The organism is Agrobacterium pusense (assembly GCF_900102105.1).
Classification (GTDB): Bacteria; Pseudomonadota; Alphaproteobacteria; order Rhizobiales; family Rhizobiaceae; genus Agrobacterium; species Agrobacterium pusense.
Genome location: NZ_FNBB01000008.1, coordinates 81,141 through 99,455 on the forward strand (window position 1 = coordinate 81,141; position 18,315 = coordinate 99,455).

The window sequence follows — 18,315 nt, forward strand, 5'->3', positions numbered from 1 at the left end:
TTCCCCTACCCCGTTTGGCTCGCGGTCGATTTCAAACGGCCAAAAAGTCCTATAGCGTTTCCAGCTTCATCGGAAGCGGGTGCTTGAGAACAATTGCTATAGGCCGCGATTTCAGGTGTTGGCCACTCCCCTTTCCGTCATTCCGGCCTTGAGCCGGAATCCAGTCGACGCGCGTCTGCGCGGCGGGAAAAGTTCTTTCAGCCCAAAGACTTGAGCTGACTGGATTCCGGCTCGAGGCCGGAATGACGGAGGAGGCGTCGGTGCGTCCTCCTCTCCAAAGCATCGTCACATTACGCCGAGGGGAATTCCGCAAGCCGCGCGGCGTAACGCGCCATGGTGTCGACCTCGAAATTGACGAAATCGCCCGGCTGGCGCTCACCCCAGGTGGTGACGGAAAGCGTGTGGCGGATCAACAGCACGTCGAAATCGGTGCCATCAACGGCGTTCACGGTGAGCGATGTGCCGTCGAGCGCCACGGAGCCCTTGGGGGCAACGAATTTCGCCAGATGTTCCGGCGCGCGCAGGCGGATACGCACCGCCTCGCCTTCCGGCTCAACCGACAGGATTTCCGCCTTGCCGTCCACATGGCCGGAGACGATATGACCGCCAAGCTCATCGCCGATCTTGAGCGCCCGCTCCAGATTGACGTGGGTGCCCTTCTGCCAGCTGGCGATCGTCGTCAGGCGCAGCGCCTCTTCCCAGGCCTCGACCTCGTACCAACGCTCATTGCTGCCATCATCAGGCAGTCTCGTCACCGTCAGGCAGACGCCGCCATGGGAGATGGACGCGCCCATATCGATGGTCTTGGGGTCGTAATTTGTAGCCACCCGCAGACGCACGCCTTCGGCCAGAGCTTCCAGCTCGGAAACGGTTCCGACGTCGGTGACAATTCCGGTAAACATCAAATCGGCCTTTCATAATTGAAGCAGCGATCCGGCCCGTAGGTGGTTTCACTGATCAGAGCATAGTCGCCCTTGATGTCGGCACGGCTGAGCGGCGTTTCAATGCCGCCCGTGCCGATCACGACGGGGCTTTCAAACAGCATGATACGATCCACCAATCCAGCTTCAAGGAATGATTTTGCGGCAAAGGCGCCGCCTTCGACCAGAAGTTCCGACATGCCGCTTTCGGCGAGGATGTGGAGGAGGTTTTCGAGCGTGGGGGCTTCGAGGACCTGGACGCCGGCGTTGGTCAGGAGTTGGCGGCGGAGGTCGAGGTTACCCCCCTCTGCCCTGCCGGGCATCTCCCCCTCAACGGGGGAGATTGGCAAGGGGCTGTCCGCTCGGTCAAATTGCGCCCTAGACGCACCCTCTCCAGCCGTCGATGCAGGGCGAAGCAGCGCTCCATCGTTCTCCCCCCTTGAGGGGGAGATGCCCGGCAGGGCAGAGGGGGGTAAAGCGGCAACCACCACCGGAACCTCCCGCGCAGTCCGCACCAGTTTCGACGTCAATGGCAATTCAAATTGCCGATCCAGCACGATCCGCACAGGCGAGCGGTTTTCCAGACCGGCAATGCGCACAGTCAGCTCAGGATCATCCGCGATAGCGGTCCTGATACCAACGAGAATGCAGTCGCAGCGCGCCCGAAGTTGGTGCACTGCATGGCGTGACTCAGGGCCGGTAATGGCAATCTGCCCCTCACCTTGCCTGCCGATCATTCCGTCAGCAGAAACCGCAAGCTTCAGAATCACATGCGGGCGTTTTTTCACCTGCCTTGTGAGGTAACCGGCGAGCGCCCGTTGGGCTTCGGCACGCAGCAGACCGGTTTCCACCACGATACCGGCATCACGCAATATCTGATAACCACGGCCGGAGACGCGCTCATCCGGATCGTCCACCGCGACCACGACACGGGCAACGCCATATTCCACCAGCGCGTTGGCGCAGGGCGGGGTTTTGCCCCAGTGTGAACAGGGTTCGAGCGTCACGTAGGCGGTCGCGCCGCGTGCCGTCTCTCCGGCCAGTTCCAGCGCCTGGCGTTCGGCATGGGGGCGTCCGCCGATGGCGGTCACGGCTTCGGCGATGATTTGTCCATCCTTGACGAGAACACAGCCGACCGAGGGGTTGGTCAGCGTCTGGCCCTGGTGGCGAAGCGAAACCTCGATGGCCCGCGCCATGAACCTTTCGTCATCGGCACGGCTCATCACGTCTATGCTCCAGCGTCGGTATCGCGCGCGATCTTGGCGTTGATTTCGGCAATCACGTTCTCGAAATCCTCGGCATGGCTGAAATCGCGATAGACCGAAGCATAACGAACGAAGGCGACGTCATCGAGGCTTTTCAGTGCTTCCAAAACCTGAAGACCGATTTCTTCCGAGGGAATTTCCGTCTCGCCGGAGCTTTCCAGACGACGGGCAATACCTGATACGGCCCGTTCGATCCGGTCTCGATCAACCGGCCGCTTGCGCAGCGCGATCTCGAAGGAGCGCACCAGCTTTTCGCGGTCGAAAGGAAGCTTGCGGCCGCTTTTCTTGATGACCATCAGCTCGCGCAGTTGCACGCGCTCATAGGTCGTAAAGCGGCCGCCGCAATCCGGGCAGATGCGCCGCCGGCGGATGGAGGTGTTGTCCTCCGCCGGACGCGAGTCCTTGACCTGTGTGTCTTCGGAACCGCAGAATGGGCAGCGCATCGTCTTCTTTCCTTACATGTACGGATACATCGGGAAACGGTCCGTCAGGCCGACGACCTTTTCACGCACCGCAGCCTCGACGGAGGCATTGCCTTCATCCGAATTGGCGACCTTCAAACCATCGAGAACCTCAACGATCAGCTTGCCGATTTCGCGGAATTCCGCTTCCTTGAAACCGCGCGTCGTGCCGGCCGGCGTGCCGAGACGGACACCAGAGGTAACGAAGGGCTTTTCCGGGTCGAAGGGAATGCCGTTCTTGTTGCAGGTGATGTAGGCGCGACCAAGTGCTGCCTCCGCACGCTTGCCGGTGGCGTTCTTCTTGCGAAGGTCGACCAGCATCAGGTGGTTGTCTGTGCCGCCGGAAACGACATCAAGACCGCCTTCAACCAGGGTTTCGGCCAGCGCCTTGGCGTTCTTCACGACCTGTGCGGCATAATCCTTGAACTCGGGCTTCAGCGCTTCACCGAAGGCAACAGCCTTGGCGGCGATGACGTGCATCAGCGGGCCGCCCTGCAGGCCGGGGAAGACGGCGGAGTTGAACTTCTTCGCCAGATCCTCGTCGTTGGTGAGGATCATGCCGCCACGCGGGCCGCGCAGGGACTTGTGCGTCGTCGTGGTCGCGACGTGGCAGTGCGGGAACGGCGACGGGTGCTGGTCACCAGCCACGAGACCGGCGATGTGAGCCATGTCGACCATGAGGTAAGCGCCGACTTCGTCAGCGATTTCGCGGAAGCGCTTCCAGTCCCAGACGCGCGAATAGGCGGTGCCGCCGGCGAGAATGAGCTTCGGCTTATGTTCCTTGGCCTTGCGCTCCACTTCGTCCATATCGAGCAGGTTATCGCCTTCGCGCACGCCGTAGGACACGACATTGAACCACTTGCCGGACATGTTGACCGGGGAACCATGCGTCAGGTGACCTCCCGAATTCAGATCGAGACCCATGAAGGTGTCGCCCGGCTGCAGCAGCGCGAGGAACACGGCCTGGTTCATCTGCGAGCCGGAATTCGGCTGAACGTTGGCGAAGTTGACGCCGAACAGCTTCTTGGCGCGTTCGATGGCGAGTTCTTCAGCAATGTCGACGAACTGGCAGCCGCCGTAATAACGCTTGCCCGGATAACCTTCCGCATATTTGTTCGTCATGATCGAACCCTGTGCTTCGAGCACGGCACGGGAAACGATGTTTTCCGAGGCAATCAGTTCGATCTCGTGGCGCTGGCGGCCCAGTTCCTTCTCGATCGCGCCGAAAATTTCCGGATCGACATCGGCAAGCGGACTGGAGAAGAAAGCATCTGTGTTCGACATGGTGAAGGCTCCTGAAACAGTAATGCGATGGCGTCTTAGCGCCCTGCCCGAACAAGAGCAATACGGAGAGCGAGATTTGCCCGTCAAACTGCGACGTCGCGACGAAAAGTGGCAGTTGTTTTCAGGAAAAGCAGAGCGCGACGGAAACTTAAAGGCGGCGCTGCGATGATGCGCGGCCAAGCCGCGCACCTGCGTCATCCTCGGGCTGGCCCCGAGGATCTGCAATGCTCTATTTTACGATAGGTGATTAGGTCCTCGGGACAAGCCCGAAGATGACGGCGGAGGGACTGGCCGGTTTCCGGCGATCACCTCTCCCCTCGCTCACAATTCAAAGCTTATGGCAAAAGCCCGATCAGTTGCGCGGCAGCAGATCGTCGTCCACGGCACCGGCCGGCTGTTCCATGCCCGCCGTCGTGTTCAGCGCCAGTTCGGCATTGCCGTCCTTGCCGTAGATATCGTCGCGGAACTGAACCACGCCGTCCTTCGCCGACCATGCGGTGATGTAGACGAAGTAGACGGGCACTTCCTGTGCGAGCTTGATCGGCGTGTTGACGCGCGAGGCGATGACGCGTTCCATTTCCTGGCGCGACCAGCCGGGCGTGTCGCGCAGCAGCCACGACGTCAGGTCGCGCACGTTCTGCACGCGGACGCAACCGGAGGACTCAAAGCGCATCAGCTTGTTGAACAGGCCCTGCTGCGGCGTGTCGTGCATGTATTCGTTGTTCGGATTGTGGAAGTTGATCTTCGTCGAGGACATGGCGTTGATCTTGCCGGGGTCCTGGCGGAACATCAGGTTCGGCGCTTTCGGCGCGAACCAGTCGACCGTGGTCGGCGAGACTTCCTGTCCCTTGCCGTCGATAAGGCGGATGTTGTTCCGCTCCAGATAGGTCGGGTCCTTCTGCATCAGCGGCACGATGTCCTTTTCGACGATCGAGCGCGGTGCGGTCCAATAGGGGTTGAGGATGACCTCGTAAATCTTCGAATTGATAACGTGCGTCGGACGGCTGGCGCGGCCGACAACGGCAGTGTTGCGCAGCACGACGCGTTCGTTTTCAACGGCTTCAATGGCGGCGGCCGGAATGTTCACCATCAGGTGACGCTGACCGAGATCGCCGGACATGGACTGGATGCGCACGAGGTTGGTCTGCAGCTGCGCGAGACGGATCTGCGCGGAGACATTGAGAGCCTTGGTGGTGTATTCGCCGCTGACGCCATCAGCCGGAAGGCCATGACGGGCCTGGAAACGCTTCAGCGCGCCATCGACATAGGAGTCGAAGGCGCTGGAAATGCCGGCTTCACGCGGCAGGTCGCCCGATACCATCAGTCGCTGGCGCAGTGCCTGAACGGAGGGATCGGAGACGCCGATCTGCAGACGCTGCTGCGACGCCGGAACTTCCGGCCAGCCGCCATTCTGCACGATCTGCTGATATTGCATGATCGCCTGCTGCATATAGACGGGGGCTTCGCGGCCGAGGACCGGATTGTTGGAAACGACGCCCACAGCCGAACGCGACGTATTGGCGTCGAACTGGTCATCCCAGTTGCCGCGGCGCGAGGAACCCATGAGATCGTTAAACGCGTCCTGCGCCAAGGCCGGCGCAGCGAGCGCGGCGACACCAGCGGAAACGGCCGAGCGCAGAAGCGTGCGGCGCGATACGGAATTGGAAACGGATGTCTTTGTCATTCTACCTACCAGCCACTCTATTCGGCATTCTCTATAATGCCTAAATCAATATGATTAACAAACACGTACAACGTGCCTGCCGGCCTGGAATACTCGACACCCATCGCCTGGGCGCTATTGTCTGGCAGAACGGTCGGGACTTGCCGCGACAGCAGGAGAAACAGCCGGCTCCTCAAGCTTTGCGGGTCCCATATCAATATGGCCAATTCGTGTCACGGGCCATTTCTCACGAAGCTGTGTATGCCCCACAAAACAGGGTTCCTACGAGCTTTGCAGGTTGGGCTTGACATGAAGAAACGGCAGAGATGTAGCCGCCGAATCCGCAGGCCGGGAGCAAGAATGCCCCCGGCCTAAACAGTGAAACCGTCGCGGTATTACAGGCGGTAAGCGATCGAGTCGTTCCAGAAGCGATCGAGGCGCTGCAGCAGCTTGTTCATTTCGGAGAACTCACCGGTGCCGATGCCGCCGACCTTTTCGATCGAGCCGACGTGGCGTTCATAAAGGCGGGCAACCGTTTCGGCGATTTCCTGGCCCTTTTCGGTCAGGCTGATGCGAACCGAGCGGCGATCGACGCGAGAGCGCTGGTGGTTGATGAGACCAAGGTCGACCAGCTTCTTGACGTTGTAGGAAACGTTCGAGCCGAGATAATAACCACGCGAACGAAGCTCGCCGGCGGTCAGTTCAGAATTGCCGATGTTGAACAGCAGCAGGGCCTGAACGGCGTTGACGTCATCGCGACCCTGGCGGTCGAACTCATCCTTGATGACATCGAGGAGACGGCGGTGGAGACGTTCCACCAGATGCAGCGATTCCATGTAGAGCGAGCGGATGGTATCTTCATGTGCATCGGCAACAACGGCCTGGGGCTTAACTTTGCTATTGATCATGACTGCCTCACTGTTTTGTTTGGCGGTGTGTTTGTTTGTCTCCCGCCTTGAGTGAGAACCTAATCAATGCGCATAAAATTCTACTTAAAAGCTACGATTAACAAATGGTTACCTGCATTTTGCCTGGAGGCCCCAACTTGTGGCGAAGTGGGAATGCCTGACAGGCGATCGTTATAAATCAATGGGTTAAATATGAAATTCGGCCGCAAATCAGGCCGAATTGCTTTATTCTTATGGTAAATCAATTCTTGCCCGTTCTTCATTCTGGCGCTGATCCAGCCAGAAAGCGACCAGGAATAGTATATAAATGGTTGCCACAAGACCGTGCATGACGGGCACCAGCGTGTTGGCGCCGAAGATGTGGGGCCACACCTTATACATCGCGATCTGCGTGCCCGCGCCCATCACCCACATGACAGCGCCCCAGGAGGCGCCGAGCCAAAGGCCGAGGGCCGCGACCGGGAAAATGACGGCAAGCGCGCTGCCGGCCACACGCCAGGGCAGGTTCAGCATATCGAACCTGCCGTGACCGCCCAGAGAATAGCCCGTCAGCATTGCCCAATATTGCAGCCCGAACCAGAAACACGAAACCGCGACCAGCCTCATGAAGACCAGAAACAGGATTTCAGTGAGCGGGCGCTTCGGCAGAGGTTGAGAATCAGGTTCCATGGCCGGAAGATACGGTCTCGACGAACGGGCGACCAGCCCATATTGAATTCCGCCGCCTGCCTTGTCAAAGCATCATCGTCATTGCCGGACGGCAATGAGGGAAGATTGTCGCATTCGCATGCGCCGCGCTTCATGGTATGCAGCCTTCCAAATTTGATCGAAGGACATTCTGACATGCAGGACAAAACCCACCTGGTCGACGAAATCACCGGCCATCGCCGCATGCGTCGCAATCGCAAGGCGGATTGGACGCGCCGTCTGGTACAGGAAAGCCGCCTCACTGTGGACGACCTGATCTGGCCGGTCTTCATCGTGCCGGGCAGCAATATTCTGGAGCCCATTCCGGCGATGCCTGGCGTCAACCGTATGAGCATCGACAGACTGGTCGAAGCGGCGAAGGAAGCCGCCGATCTCGGCATTCCGGCAATCGCCACCTTCCCGAATGTCGAGATGGAATTGCGGGACGAGACCGGCTCGAACGCGCTTGAGGCCAATAACCTCATCAATCAGGCGACTGCCGCCGTCAAGAAAGCCGTTCCCAATATTGGCATGATCACCGACGTGGCGCTCGACCCATTCACCAGCCACGGGCATGACGGCATTCTGCGCGGCAACGAGATCGTCAACGACGAGACCGTGGAACAGGTCGTCAAGGCGGCGATCCTGCAGGCGGAAGCCGGATCGGACATTATTTCTCCTTCTGAGATGATGGACGGCCGTATCGGCGCCATCCGCCGCGGCCTTGATGCGGCCGGGCACCAGAATGTCGGGATCATGGCCTACGCGACAAAGTTCTCATCCGGCTATTACGGCCCCTATCGCGAGGCGATTTCCACCGCCGGCCTGCTGAAGGGCGACAAGGCAAGCTATTACATCAGCCCTGCCAACGGCATGGAGGCCATCCGCGACGCGGCGCTCGATGTGGAAGAAGGCGCGGACATGCTGATGGTCAAGCCCGGCCTGCCCTATCTCGACATCTGCTGGCGGCTGAAGGAGAATTTCGGCCTGCCGACCTTCGCCTATCAGGTCTCCGGCGAATATACGCAGATCAAGGCTGCGGCGATGAACGGCTGGATCGACGGCGAGCGGGTGATGATGGAAACGCTTCTCTGTTTCAAGCGTGCGGGTTGCGACGGCATTCTGACTTATTTCGCCATCGAAGCCGCACGCAAACTCAACAGGGGCTAAGGCCAGCGCTTATTGTATTCGGTGGTTCCTTACCCATATTGTTGCTGACACGGCACTCATGCCGAGCTGTCAGTTCTTTCAGGAGAAAACGACCGATGAGCCTCGACCAGAACCCCACCTATGCCGCACCGGATGACTGGCGCGCCTATAGCGGCGTCCTGAGCCGGCGGGTCTTCGCGTTCCTGATCGATTACGCAATCGTTCTCCTCCTGTGCATCCCGGCCGCCGTGATTGTCTTCTTTCTTGGCGTGATCACGCTGGGTCTCGGCTTCTTCCTCTACCCGGCGCTGTTCGTCATTGTGGCAGTACTCTATTTTGGCATGACGCTCGGAGGCCCGTCGCAGGCGACCCCCGGTATGCGGGCGATGGGGATTGCGATGGCGCGCATGGACGGGCGGCGAATCGATTTCCTGCTGTCCACCGTTCACATCGTGCTTTTCTGGATCATCAACTCGGTTTTGACGCCGCTGATCCTGCTTGCCGGCCTGTTTACGGAGCGCTCGCGCCTCGTTCACGACTTCCTGCTCGGCACCGTCATCGTCAGAACACGCTAATATTACGGAAAGCCACGGAAACGTGGCTTTCACCCCGCCAAATACCTCATCCCGCAGTTGACGTTTTCCGTCATTTTGCCATTCTGTGACATTATGCATGTCGCTTGAAGCGCCGCCGTCAGCCCCGTGAAATCGCGGCGCGCTTTATAACAGACGCAGGAGGCGATCACGGTTCGATGAACACGCAGGCGACGCCCTCTCCACAATTCTATCTTACGGCGCCGGCCACCTGCCCCTATCTGCCGAACCAGATGGAGCGGAAGGTCTTCACCCATCTGGTTGGCCCGCGCGCCTCGGAAATGAACGACCTTCTGACCCAGGGCGGTTTCAGGCGCTCGCAGAACATCGCCTATCGTCCGGCCTGCGAAAACTGCCGCGCCTGTGTATCCGTGCGGATCCTGACCGAGCAGTTTCAACCGACAAAATCGATGCGACGCGTTCTTGCCGCCAACAAGGATGTCGTCGCCACGGTGCATGCGGCCGAACCCTCCACCGAACAATTCGCCCTGTTTCGCCGCTACCTCGACCACCGCCACCAGTCTGGCGGCATGTCCGACATGTCGGCGCTGGATTATGCGATCATGGTGGAAGACACACATGTGAACACCCGCATCATCGAATACCGCGTCCGCGAGCCCGGCTCCGGCATCGATTCCAGCAAACGCGGCGAGCTTCTGGCTGTGGCGCTCAGCGACGTGATGAGCGACGGCCTGTCGATGGTCTATTCCTTCTTCAATCCGGAACTCGAGAAGCGCTCGCTTGGCACCTACATGATCATCGATCATATCACCCGCACCCACGCGCTCGGCCTGCCACACGTCTATCTCGGCTATTGGGTCGATGGCTCTGAAAAGATGGGCTATAAGACCCGCTACCACCCGCAGGAGCATCTGACGCCGCGCGGGTGGGAAGTTTATACGCCGGATCCAGTTTGATCGAAATATTGCAACTACGTTGCGACAGAGACTCAGCAATGTTATAACGCCGTTATAACATGGAGTCTCTAGCAATGAACGTGACGGTCCGCAGAATTGGTAATTCCGAAGGCATCATTATCCCCAAGGAAGTTCTGGAACGCATGGGCGTTAAGGCAGGCGACACGCTTGATCTTAACGAAAGCAACGGTGAACTGCGTGTGCGCGTTGCAGACGAAGCCTTCGCACGTCAACTAGAACATGCACGTATCTTTATGGATAAATACAAGGTAGCCTTGAAGAAACTTGCTGAATGACAGAGTTTATTTTCCTAGACGTCAAGACCGTCAAGCAGCTCCACAAAATGCAAATCGACAATTTCGGGGGCATTCATGGACTGCGTGATGAGGGCATGCTGGATTCAGCCTTAAACCGACCCATCAACAAAGCTGGCTATGGCGGCAACCACGTCTGCGATCTCGCGGCGGCCTATCTTTTTGGACTGGCGAGAAATCATGCGTTTCTGGATGGCAATAAGCGGATCGCTATCGTGACCGCCGGTGTTTTCCTGATGGAAAACGGCTTCATGATCCAAACGGAAGAAGCACATCTCTACCAATTCGTTATGGCCGTCGCTTCTGAAGAGATCGATGAGGATGGCGTGAGCCGGTTCCTCAAAGATCATATCGTTCCATACCCGTAACTCTTACCCACCAAACTTTCCACTCCTCGGAAAGCCCTTCGGCACGGTGCGGCCTGCCGTTGCACGGTCGGCCAACCATTCGCGCAGTTCTTCACCCACCTTGTTGAAGAGACGCCCGGCCGTGTCGGACCAGCTGAGGCCGTCGGCAAGCGCGAAACATTTCACATCCACGACGCCGCCGTCCTTGTAACGCTGCAGGCGCACGCCCTTGCCGCGCGACATTTCCGGGACCTGCGCCAGCGGGAACGCCAGGAGCTTGCGGTTTTCGCCGACGACAGCGACGTGGTCGCCGGTAACGGGAACCGCGAGCTTGGCCTCATCGGGCATGGATACGTTCATGATCTGCTTGCCCTTGCGGGTATTCGCCACCATTTCGCTTTCCGCTACGACGAAGCCATTCCCGGCCGTCGAAACGAGCAGCAGCTTGCGCGACGGATCATGCACGAAGGCGGTGAGGACATCCTGATCGTTTTCCATATCGACCATGATGCGGATCGGCTCGCCATGGCCGCGTCCGCCCGGCAGCTTGTCGGCGCCGAGCGTATAGGCCTTACCGCCCGTCGTCAGCAGCAGCAGCTTGTCGGTCGTCTGCGCCGGGAATGCAAGCTTTGGACCGTCGCCTTCCTTGAAGGTCAGGGTCGAGGTGTCGGACATATGACCCTTCAGCGCCCGGATCCAGCCCTTCTGCGAGATAACGATGGTGACCGGTTCCTTTTCGATCATCGCCTGCTGAATGGCCTCGATATCGGCGTCAGGCGCGTCGGCAAACTGCGTGCGACGGCGGCCGAGTTCGGTCGCCTTGGCATATTTCTTTTTGACCTCGCCGATTTCCCAGGCGATGGTCTGCCACTGTTTGTCATCAGAGGCGATCAGCGCTTCGATCTCGGCCTTCTCATTCGTCAGTTCGTCGAATTCCTTGCGGATTTCGAATTCCTCGAGCTTGCGCAGGTTGCGCAGCCGCATGTTGAGGATGGATTCGGCCTGCAGGTCCGTCAGCGACCATTTCGCCATCATCACCTGTTTCGGCTCATCCTCCTCGCGGATGATGCGGATCACCTCATCAAGATTAAGATAAGCGACGAGCAGGCCGCCCAGAATTTCCAGTCTGCGATCAATTGCCGCCAGACGATGGCGCGAGCGGCGGACCAGCACGTCCTTGCGGTGCGCCAGCCACTCCGTCAGCACCTCGTTCAGCGCCATCACCTTCGGCACCTTGCCGAGCGACAGCACGTTCATGTTGAGCGGCAGGCGGCTCTCAAGATCGGAGAGACGGAACAGCGATTCCATCAACAGCGTCGCATCGACGGTGCGGCTCTTCGGCACCAGAACGATACGCACATCTTCGGCGGACTCGTCTCTGACATCTTCGAGCAGCGGCAGCTTGCGCGCAATCAGCAGTTCGGCGATCTTTTCGATCAGGCGTGATTTCTGCACCTGGAACGGAATTTCGGTGATGACGATCTGATAACCGCCGCGCCCGAGGTCTTCCGTCTCCCATTTGGCGCGCACGCGGAAACCGCCGCGGCCGGTCTTGTAGGCATCGAGAATATTCTCGCGGCTTTCAACGATCACGCCGCCGGTCGGCAGGTCGGGACCGGGAATGAATTCCACCAGCTTTTCAACGGTCGCATCGGGATGCTTGATGAGGTACAGCGCCGCGTCACACAGTTCATGCGCATTGTGCGGCGGGATCGACGTCGCCATGCCCACAGCGATGCCGGAAGCACCGTTCGCCAGCAGATTGGGGAAAGCGCCGGGCAATACCACGGGCTCGGAATTGGATTCGTCATAGGTGTCGCGGAAATCGACCGCGTCTTCCCCGATACCTTCCAGCAGAAGCTCGGCCACCGCCGTCATCTTGCTTTCGGTGTAACGCATGGCGGCGGGGCTATCACCGTCAATGTTACCGAAGTTGCCCTGCCCGTCGACCAGCGGATAACGCAGCGAGAAATCCTGCGCCAGACGCGCCAGCGCATCATAGATCGCCTGGTCGCCGTGGGGGTGGTAGTTACCCATCACCTCACCGACAATCTTGGCACATTTGCGGAAGGCGGAATTGGGTCTCAGGCCCATTTCGCTCATCGCATAAACAATGCGGCGATGGACCGGCTTCAGGCCATCGCGAACATCCGGCAGCGCACGATGCATGATCGTGGACAAGGCGTAAGCGAGGTAGCGCTCTTCGAGCGCTGCCTTCAAATCGACCGGATGAATATTATCGTCTCCGCCGGACGGAGGTACAAGATTTTTTCCCATGGTGCTTGACTAGCGGAAATGGCGATTCCCGGCAAGAAACACAGGGGTCGCGGCTGTGGATGAAACCAGCCCTTCCATGCGGTTTTTTGTTAACCGCGCTGCAAATGCCGCAATGCCGCCGTCATGGGAATCGATCTAAATACCCTAGACCTTTGATTATCAGCGAATATAAGTATCACCATTAGCATTAAGGCTCGGTTTGCAGCCGTACGTTGAGGGAAGAAACATCATGAGACTGAAATCCACCCGGCAGGTTCTTTTTGCGAGCGCCGCGCTTCTTGCCCTTTCCGCGCCGGCTTTCGCGCTGGATGGTGGGGATGTGCTGAAGAAGATCAATGCGGCCTATGCCGCGCAGGGCGGTCAAATTGATGCAGGCTCCGTCGCCCTCAACGGCTCGACGGTCACGCTGAACGACGTGACCCTCAGTGCCGCTGCCGACCCGGCCAAGAAAATCCCGGTTGGCAATATCACGCTTGATGGCGTCGAGGAAAACAACGGCGGCTACAAGATCAAGAACGCCCGCTTCGACAATATCGACTACAAGCAGGACAAGGTCGAGATCAAGGCCAGCGACATCTACATGTCCGGCCTCGTCATCCCCGCTGATGCCACCACCGGCACCGTCGATGCGCTGATGTTCTACGACGAAGCCCATAGCGGCCCGATTACTGTTTCCGTTGACGGCAAGCAGGCTTTCTCGCTTGAGGAAACCAGCGCGACGATGTCGGTCAGCGACGACAAGAACTCGATCGGCTTTGACCTTGACGCCTCCGGCTTCAAGGCCGACCTCAGCGACGTCACCGACCCCGCCACCAAGGATGCAATCGAAAAACTGAAGCTGCAGGCACTTTCCGGCGACATGACCATGAGCGGCAGCTGGGAAGTGGCTTCCGGCACTGTTGATGTCGAGGAATACGCGATCGACCTCGATGATGTCGGCCGCCTGAACATGTCGTTCGGTTTCTCCGGCTATACGCTCGCCTTCATCAAGTCGATGCAGGAAACGGTGAAAGCGCAGGCTGCCAACCCGAACAAGGAACAGGCAGACCAGGCCGCGAGCCTTGCCATGCTCGGCCTGATGCAGCAACTCTCCTTCGTCAACGCCGAGATCAGCTTCGAAGACGCCAGCATCACCAAGCGCGCGATCGATTATGCGGCGAGCCAGCAGGGTATGACGGGCGACCAGCTTGCACAGACCATCAAGGGCATGGCGCCGATCATGATGGCCTCGCTCAACGTTCCCGAATTGCAGAACATGGTGTCGGCGGCGATCAACACCTATATCGACGATCCGAAGAACTTCTCGATCACGGCAGCGCCGGAAAAGCCGGTCCCCTTCCCCATGATCATGGGCGCTGCCATGGGCGCGCCGAACACCTTGCCGAAAATGCTCGGCGTCACGGTGACGGCAAACGAATAAGACTAAAGAGCCCCGGTCCATTGCACCGGGGCTTTCCTTTTGTGCTCAATTAACATCCGGGAATGTCGTCAGCTCCCGATAACTTATCTCACGATCAACGCCAAAAGCGGGTCGCAGCTTGCGTCCCGCTTTTGGGGGCGGCAGTGGCACTCAGGCCGTTTCGCCCTGTGCGATTATCCTGCCCTCACCTGCAGTGCCCGCTCCCCACCAGTCAACGCGGCGCGTCGCAAACATTGTGGCGGCTATGGCGATGAACGAGATTACCGCGCCGGCCAACAGCGCATATTCATCTTCATTCAGCACCAGATACATGACGCTGTAGGCGAGTGAGAGCACGCCGAACAGGGCAATGCCGTTCCTTCGGCTACGGGTTGCGCTGCCGAGATAAAAGGAGATCAGGACCGCTGTTGAAAGTGCGGCGGCGACATAAGCAATGGTGAATCCCGTGTGCTCCGAAAGCGCCAGGAGAAGTACATAAAAAACGATCAGCGCCAGCCCTGTCAGCACATATTGTAGCCAGTGCACGATGGTGCCGCCCTTGAGTTCGACGATAAAGACGGCAAGGAAAACGAGAGAGATGAACCCGATCGAATATTTCAGTGTCCGCGCGATGATCTGGTAAAATTTCACTGGCTCTACGAGATTGATTGTCATCAGACTGTTGGAGAGCGGCAATCGCGGGCCTTCAACAACCCGATCCAAGCCCCGTGCGAGATACGGAATGGTCCAACTGGCATTGAACTCCGTGGCGGTGATCGTTTTTTCCTCCGGCAAAAACAGGCCTTCGAAACCCGGATGTGGCCAATTGGCTTTTGCGGCAAAACTCGTCGTCTGACCTGCCGGCGCGACGGCGAAACTGCCCGACCCGTTCAGCGAAAAGGCGATATCGAAGGCAAAGCCGGTTTCAATGAGGCTTCTGTCAATCTGCCTATGCACTCCGGCATCGGACATCATTCGCGCCTGCGGGTCGTCATGCGTTGCCGTTGCGGACATGTCCCGCATGCCGGGATCAAATGGCAGAACGGGCCCGCCGTCTATCCGGACCCCTGCGCTGGACCGGATGCCTGTCATGTCAGCGATATTGAGAACCAGGACGGCGTTATCGAGACGGGGCGTGCCAGCAAAACGGGCGAGATCCGTCAGGATGCCGGAACCAAAGCGACCGGCAAGCGCGAGATCGCCTTTATAAACGGGCAAGCTATAGATCGACAGCTGCTTTTCCTCGGTCTTGAGATCAGCCGTGACCTTTAGTGTTTCCGGCATGACAAGCACCCATTCCGTCACACGATCAACGACGCTTTGGCCATTGACCTCGCGGCGGCGTTCCACATCGAAGGGCACGGCAAGATAAGGTCCATTCACCACCTGATCGCCACCCCATCCATGGGCGATCCGTCCGGATACCTCTTGTGCACGCGAGGCGCGTTCTTCCGTCAATGCCCAGACCAGCAGGAGCGGCACCAGCAAGACCATCGAAATGAAGCCGATCATGACAAATTTCGCGCCCGGCGAGCGCAGCCCGGCCGCGAAATGAGTGCGGTGCGTGGCCGGATGCATATGCCCGGCCGCGATGGCAGGGTCTTTTTCCGTTTGATGAACCATTCTGAAATCCTTACCAATATTATCGCGCGAACCGGATTCAACGTTCGGTCGGCGCCGTCCCAAGTTTAAAATCTGCGTTAGACTTGCATCCTCCTGGTGGACGCAGGGCTATACTGGGATCGGATTTCGGCTGATTATGTGCGGAAGTGGGTTCGACTCGCGGTAAAATTGTGTCTTTGCCGCGTTCGCGAGAAAAAGACGGAAAATTCCTCATCCACCAGTGGTGACGGCTAGAGTTTCAGCCGTTCGCGAAAGAAGACCAGCGCTACGGTGACACCGGTCGCGACACCCACGATCACGTCGATGAAGCGGACAAGGCCGGCAACCTGCGGCCCCATGAGGAGCACGAGCATGGCGGAAGCACCAGCCTGTATCGGTACGACTGGCGGCAGGCCGAACATGGAGGCGAGGATCATGGCGATGAAGGTCGCCGAGGCCAGCCTGATTTCGGCGAAATCATGCGGGACCAGGAGGGCTATTTCCCCGACGAGAATGCCGACGGTGACGCCCACCATCAAGCCGAGGCCCTGACGAACATGGCTTGGAATTCCCGGCGCCAGACAAATGAGCGCGCTGATCGCTGCGAAGACGGGTTGCGGATGGCCTAGCCAGCGATGCGCGACCCAGAACGCAAAAGCGGCCGCAAGTGCGGCCGCCAATGCACGGGTGAAGGCTGCGCGAACACGGTCGAGCAGCGTCTTCAACACGATCAGTCTTTCTTGGACGGAACGACGCGCAGCGCCAGTTCGCGAAGCTGCGTCGGCGTTGCCGGCGACGGCGCGTTCATAAGGAGGTCCTGCGCCTGCTGGTTCATCGGGAACAGCGTGATTTCGCGCAGGTTCTTCGCACCGACCAGCAGCATGACCACACGGTCGATACCGAAAGCGCAACCGCCATGCGGAGGCGCGCCATACTGGAAGGCGCGGTAGAGACCGCCGAAGCGCTCTTCAACGTCGGTCTGCGACAGGCCAACCTTTTCGAAAGCCTTGACCATCAACTCGGGCGACTGGTTACGGATCGAACCGGAGGCGATTTCGAAGCCGTTGCAGACGGCGTCGTACTGGAAGGCCTTGATGGAGAGCGGGTCCTGCCCTTCCAGCGCTTCCAGACCACCCTGCGGCATGGAGAAGGGGTTGTGGGCGAAATCGATCTTCTTTTCTTCTTCGTTGTATTCGAAGAAGGGGAAGTCGACGATCCAGCACATTTCGAAGCGGTCGCGATCGATCAGGTTCAGTTCATCGGCAGCGCGGGTGCGCGCCTCACCGGCAAACTTGTAGAACTTGGCGGGATCACCGGCGACGAAGAAGCAGGCATCACCTGCCTCGAGGCCGAGCTGCTGGCGCAGCGCCTCGGTGCGTTCCTCGCCAATGTTCTTGGCGAGCGGACCGGAACCGCCGACCTTGCCGTCCTCTTCCTTCCAGAAGATGTAACCGAGGCCGGGCTGACCCTGAGACTGCGCCCAGGCGTTCATGCGGTCGCAGAATGCGCGCGAACCGCCGGTCTTGGCCGGAATTGCCCAGACCTGAACCTTCGGGTTGGAGGCGATCATGTTCGCGAAGACCTTGAAACCCGAACCATCGAAATGTTCGGTCACGGCCTGCATGACGATCGGGTTGCGCAGGTCCGGCTTGTCGGAGCCGTATTTGCGGATCGCTTCATCATAGGGAATGCGCGGCCACTCTTTGGTGACAGGCTTGCCTTCGGCAAACTTTTCGAAGACGGCAGTCATCATCGGCTCCATCGTGGTCCAGACATCTTCCTGGGTCACGAAGCTCATTTCGACGTCGAGCTGGTAGAATTCGCCCGGCAGGCGGTCGGCGCGCGGGTCTTCATCGCGGAAGCACGGCGCGATCTGGAAGTAACGGTCGAAACCCGCCACCATCAGAAGCTGCTTGTACTGCTGCGGCGCCTGCGGCAGCGCGAAGAACTTGCCCTCATGAATACGCGACGGCACGAGGAAGTCGCGTGCACCTTCCGGCGAGGAGGCCGTGAGGATCGGCGTCGTATATTCGGCAAAGCCGGCATCGGCCATGCCGGTGCGCATGGCGGAGATGATCTGCGTGCGCTTGACAATGTTCTTGTGCAGCGTTTCGCGGCGCAGGTCGAGGAAGCGGTACTTCAGGCGAACGTCTTCCGGATAGTCAGGCTCACCGAAGACCGGCAGCGGCAGTTCCTTGGCGACGCCGAGAACCTCGATCTCCTGAGCGTAAAGTTCGATCTCGCCGGTCGCCATGCCCTTGTTGACGGTGTCTTCCGAACGCGCCTTGACGAGGCCGTCGATGCGGATGACCCATTCGCCGCGCACGGTTTCCGCAACCTTGAAAGCCGGGCTGTCAGGATCGGCAACCACCTGGGTGATGCCGTAATGGTCGCGAAGGTCGATGAAGAGAACGCCGCCATGATCTCGCACGCGATGAACCCAACCGGAAAGGCGAACGGTTTCGCCGACGTCGGACTTGCGGAGAGCGGCACAGGTGTGGCTGCGGTAACGATGCATTTTTTTATCCT

Annotated in this window: 17 protein-coding genes; 6 read left to right on the top strand and 11 right to left on the bottom strand. The window is 59.1% G+C overall.

Features of this window, described 5'->3' with window-relative positions:
- Positions 1-290: 290 nt before the first annotated feature.
- From BLU28_RS17740 to BLU28_RS17775, 7 genes are all read right to left on the bottom strand, one after another.
- The gene (locus tag BLU28_RS17740) at positions 291-902 is read right to left on the bottom strand and encodes a riboflavin synthase (RefSeq protein WP_022555984.1); all 612 of its coding nucleotides are present in this window, start codon (positions 900-902) and stop codon (positions 291-293) included.
- Complete coding sequence (gene ribD, locus BLU28_RS17745; protein ID WP_077987788.1) at positions 902-2,146, bottom strand: bifunctional diaminohydroxyphosphoribosylaminopyrimidine deaminase/5-amino-6-(5-phosphoribosylamino)uracil reductase RibD; 1,245 nt, start codon at positions 2,144-2,146, stop codon at positions 902-904. The genes BLU28_RS17740 and ribD overlap by 1 nt, the downstream gene beginning before the upstream one ends.
- A 2-nt stretch (positions 2,147-2,148) precedes the next feature.
- Positions 2,149-2,628, bottom strand: coding sequence for a transcriptional regulator NrdR (gene nrdR, locus BLU28_RS17750; protein WP_003512508.1), 480 nt, complete (start codon positions 2,626-2,628; stop codon positions 2,149-2,151).
- A gap of 12 nt (positions 2,629-2,640) precedes the next feature.
- The gene (gene glyA, locus BLU28_RS17755; protein ID WP_004441171.1) at positions 2,641-3,930 is read right to left on the bottom strand and encodes a serine hydroxymethyltransferase; all 1,290 of its coding nucleotides are present in this window, start codon (positions 3,928-3,930) and stop codon (positions 2,641-2,643) included.
- Between the two features lie 352 nt (positions 3,931-4,282).
- Entirely contained in the window at positions 4,283-5,614 is a 1,332-nt protein-coding gene (locus BLU28_RS17760) for a L,D-transpeptidase family protein (RefSeq protein ID WP_006700203.1), read from the bottom strand.
- A 374-nt stretch (positions 5,615-5,988) separates the two neighbouring features.
- Positions 5,989-6,498 (bottom strand): transcriptional regulator LdtR, encoded by a 510-nt coding sequence (ldtR, locus tag BLU28_RS17770; RefSeq protein ID WP_026363448.1) that lies wholly within the window; start codon positions 6,496-6,498, stop codon positions 5,989-5,991.
- 234 nt (positions 6,499-6,732) lie between these two features.
- Positions 6,733-7,170, bottom strand: coding sequence for a DUF6163 family protein (locus BLU28_RS17775; protein ID WP_006700200.1), 438 nt, complete (start codon positions 7,168-7,170; stop codon positions 6,733-6,735).
- Between the two features lie 174 nt (positions 7,171-7,344).
- On the opposite strand from BLU28_RS17775, the gene hemB reads away from it, so the two are divergent.
- The 5 genes from hemB (at position 7,345) to BLU28_RS17800 (ending at position 10,529) form a co-directional block, all read left to right on the top strand.
- Entirely contained in the window at positions 7,345-8,358 is a 1,014-nt protein-coding gene (hemB, locus tag BLU28_RS17780) for a porphobilinogen synthase (RefSeq protein ID WP_022555980.1), read from the top strand.
- A gap of 95 nt (positions 8,359-8,453) precedes the next feature.
- On the top strand, positions 8,454-8,912 hold the full coding sequence (locus BLU28_RS17785) for an RDD family protein (RefSeq protein ID WP_022555979.1): 459 nt from the start codon (positions 8,454-8,456) through the stop codon (positions 8,910-8,912).
- Between the two features lie 176 nt (positions 8,913-9,088).
- Positions 9,089-9,847: an arginyltransferase gene (locus BLU28_RS17790; RefSeq protein WP_035207710.1), complete on the top strand. Its 759-nt coding sequence runs from the start codon at positions 9,089-9,091 to the stop codon at positions 9,845-9,847.
- Positions 9,848-9,921: 74 nt separating this feature from the next.
- A complete protein-coding gene (locus tag BLU28_RS17795) occupies positions 9,922-10,143 on the top strand; it encodes an AbrB/MazE/SpoVT family DNA-binding domain-containing protein (RefSeq protein ID WP_022555977.1) in 222 nt (73 codons plus the stop codon).
- The gene (locus BLU28_RS17800) at positions 10,140-10,529 is read left to right on the top strand and encodes a type II toxin-antitoxin system death-on-curing family toxin (RefSeq protein WP_035207708.1); all 390 of its coding nucleotides are present in this window, start codon (positions 10,140-10,142) and stop codon (positions 10,527-10,529) included. Before BLU28_RS17795 ends, BLU28_RS17800 begins: the two co-directional genes overlap by 4 nt.
- 3 nt (positions 10,530-10,532) lie before the next feature.
- Here BLU28_RS17800 and parC read toward each other — a convergent pair whose 3' ends face one another.
- Positions 10,533-12,785, bottom strand: a complete 2,253-nt coding sequence (gene parC, locus BLU28_RS17805) for a DNA topoisomerase IV subunit A (RefSeq protein WP_004441156.1) — start codon at positions 12,783-12,785, stop codon at positions 10,533-10,535.
- 229 nt (positions 12,786-13,014) lie between these two features.
- Here parC and BLU28_RS17810 point away from each other — a divergent pair, with 229 nt between their 5' ends.
- The gene (locus tag BLU28_RS17810; RefSeq protein WP_077987786.1) at positions 13,015-14,205 is read left to right on the top strand and encodes a hypothetical protein; all 1,191 of its coding nucleotides are present in this window, start codon (positions 13,015-13,017) and stop codon (positions 14,203-14,205) included.
- 150 nt (positions 14,206-14,355) lie between these two features.
- On the opposite strand, the gene creD is transcribed toward BLU28_RS17810, so the two are convergent.
- From creD to aspS, 3 genes are all read right to left on the bottom strand, one after another.
- The gene (gene creD, locus BLU28_RS17815; protein WP_077987867.1) at positions 14,356-15,807 is read right to left on the bottom strand and encodes a cell envelope integrity protein CreD; all 1,452 of its coding nucleotides are present in this window, start codon (positions 15,805-15,807) and stop codon (positions 14,356-14,358) included.
- Positions 15,808-16,037: 230 nt separating this feature from the next.
- The gene (locus BLU28_RS17820) at positions 16,038-16,514 is read right to left on the bottom strand and encodes an FUSC family protein (RefSeq protein WP_022555974.1); all 477 of its coding nucleotides are present in this window, start codon (positions 16,512-16,514) and stop codon (positions 16,038-16,040) included.
- A 2-nt stretch (positions 16,515-16,516) separates the two neighbouring features.
- A complete protein-coding gene (gene aspS, locus BLU28_RS17825; protein ID WP_004441151.1) occupies positions 16,517-18,304 on the bottom strand; it encodes an aspartate--tRNA ligase in 1,788 nt (595 codons plus the stop codon).
- Positions 18,305-18,315 lie beyond the last annotated feature (11 nt).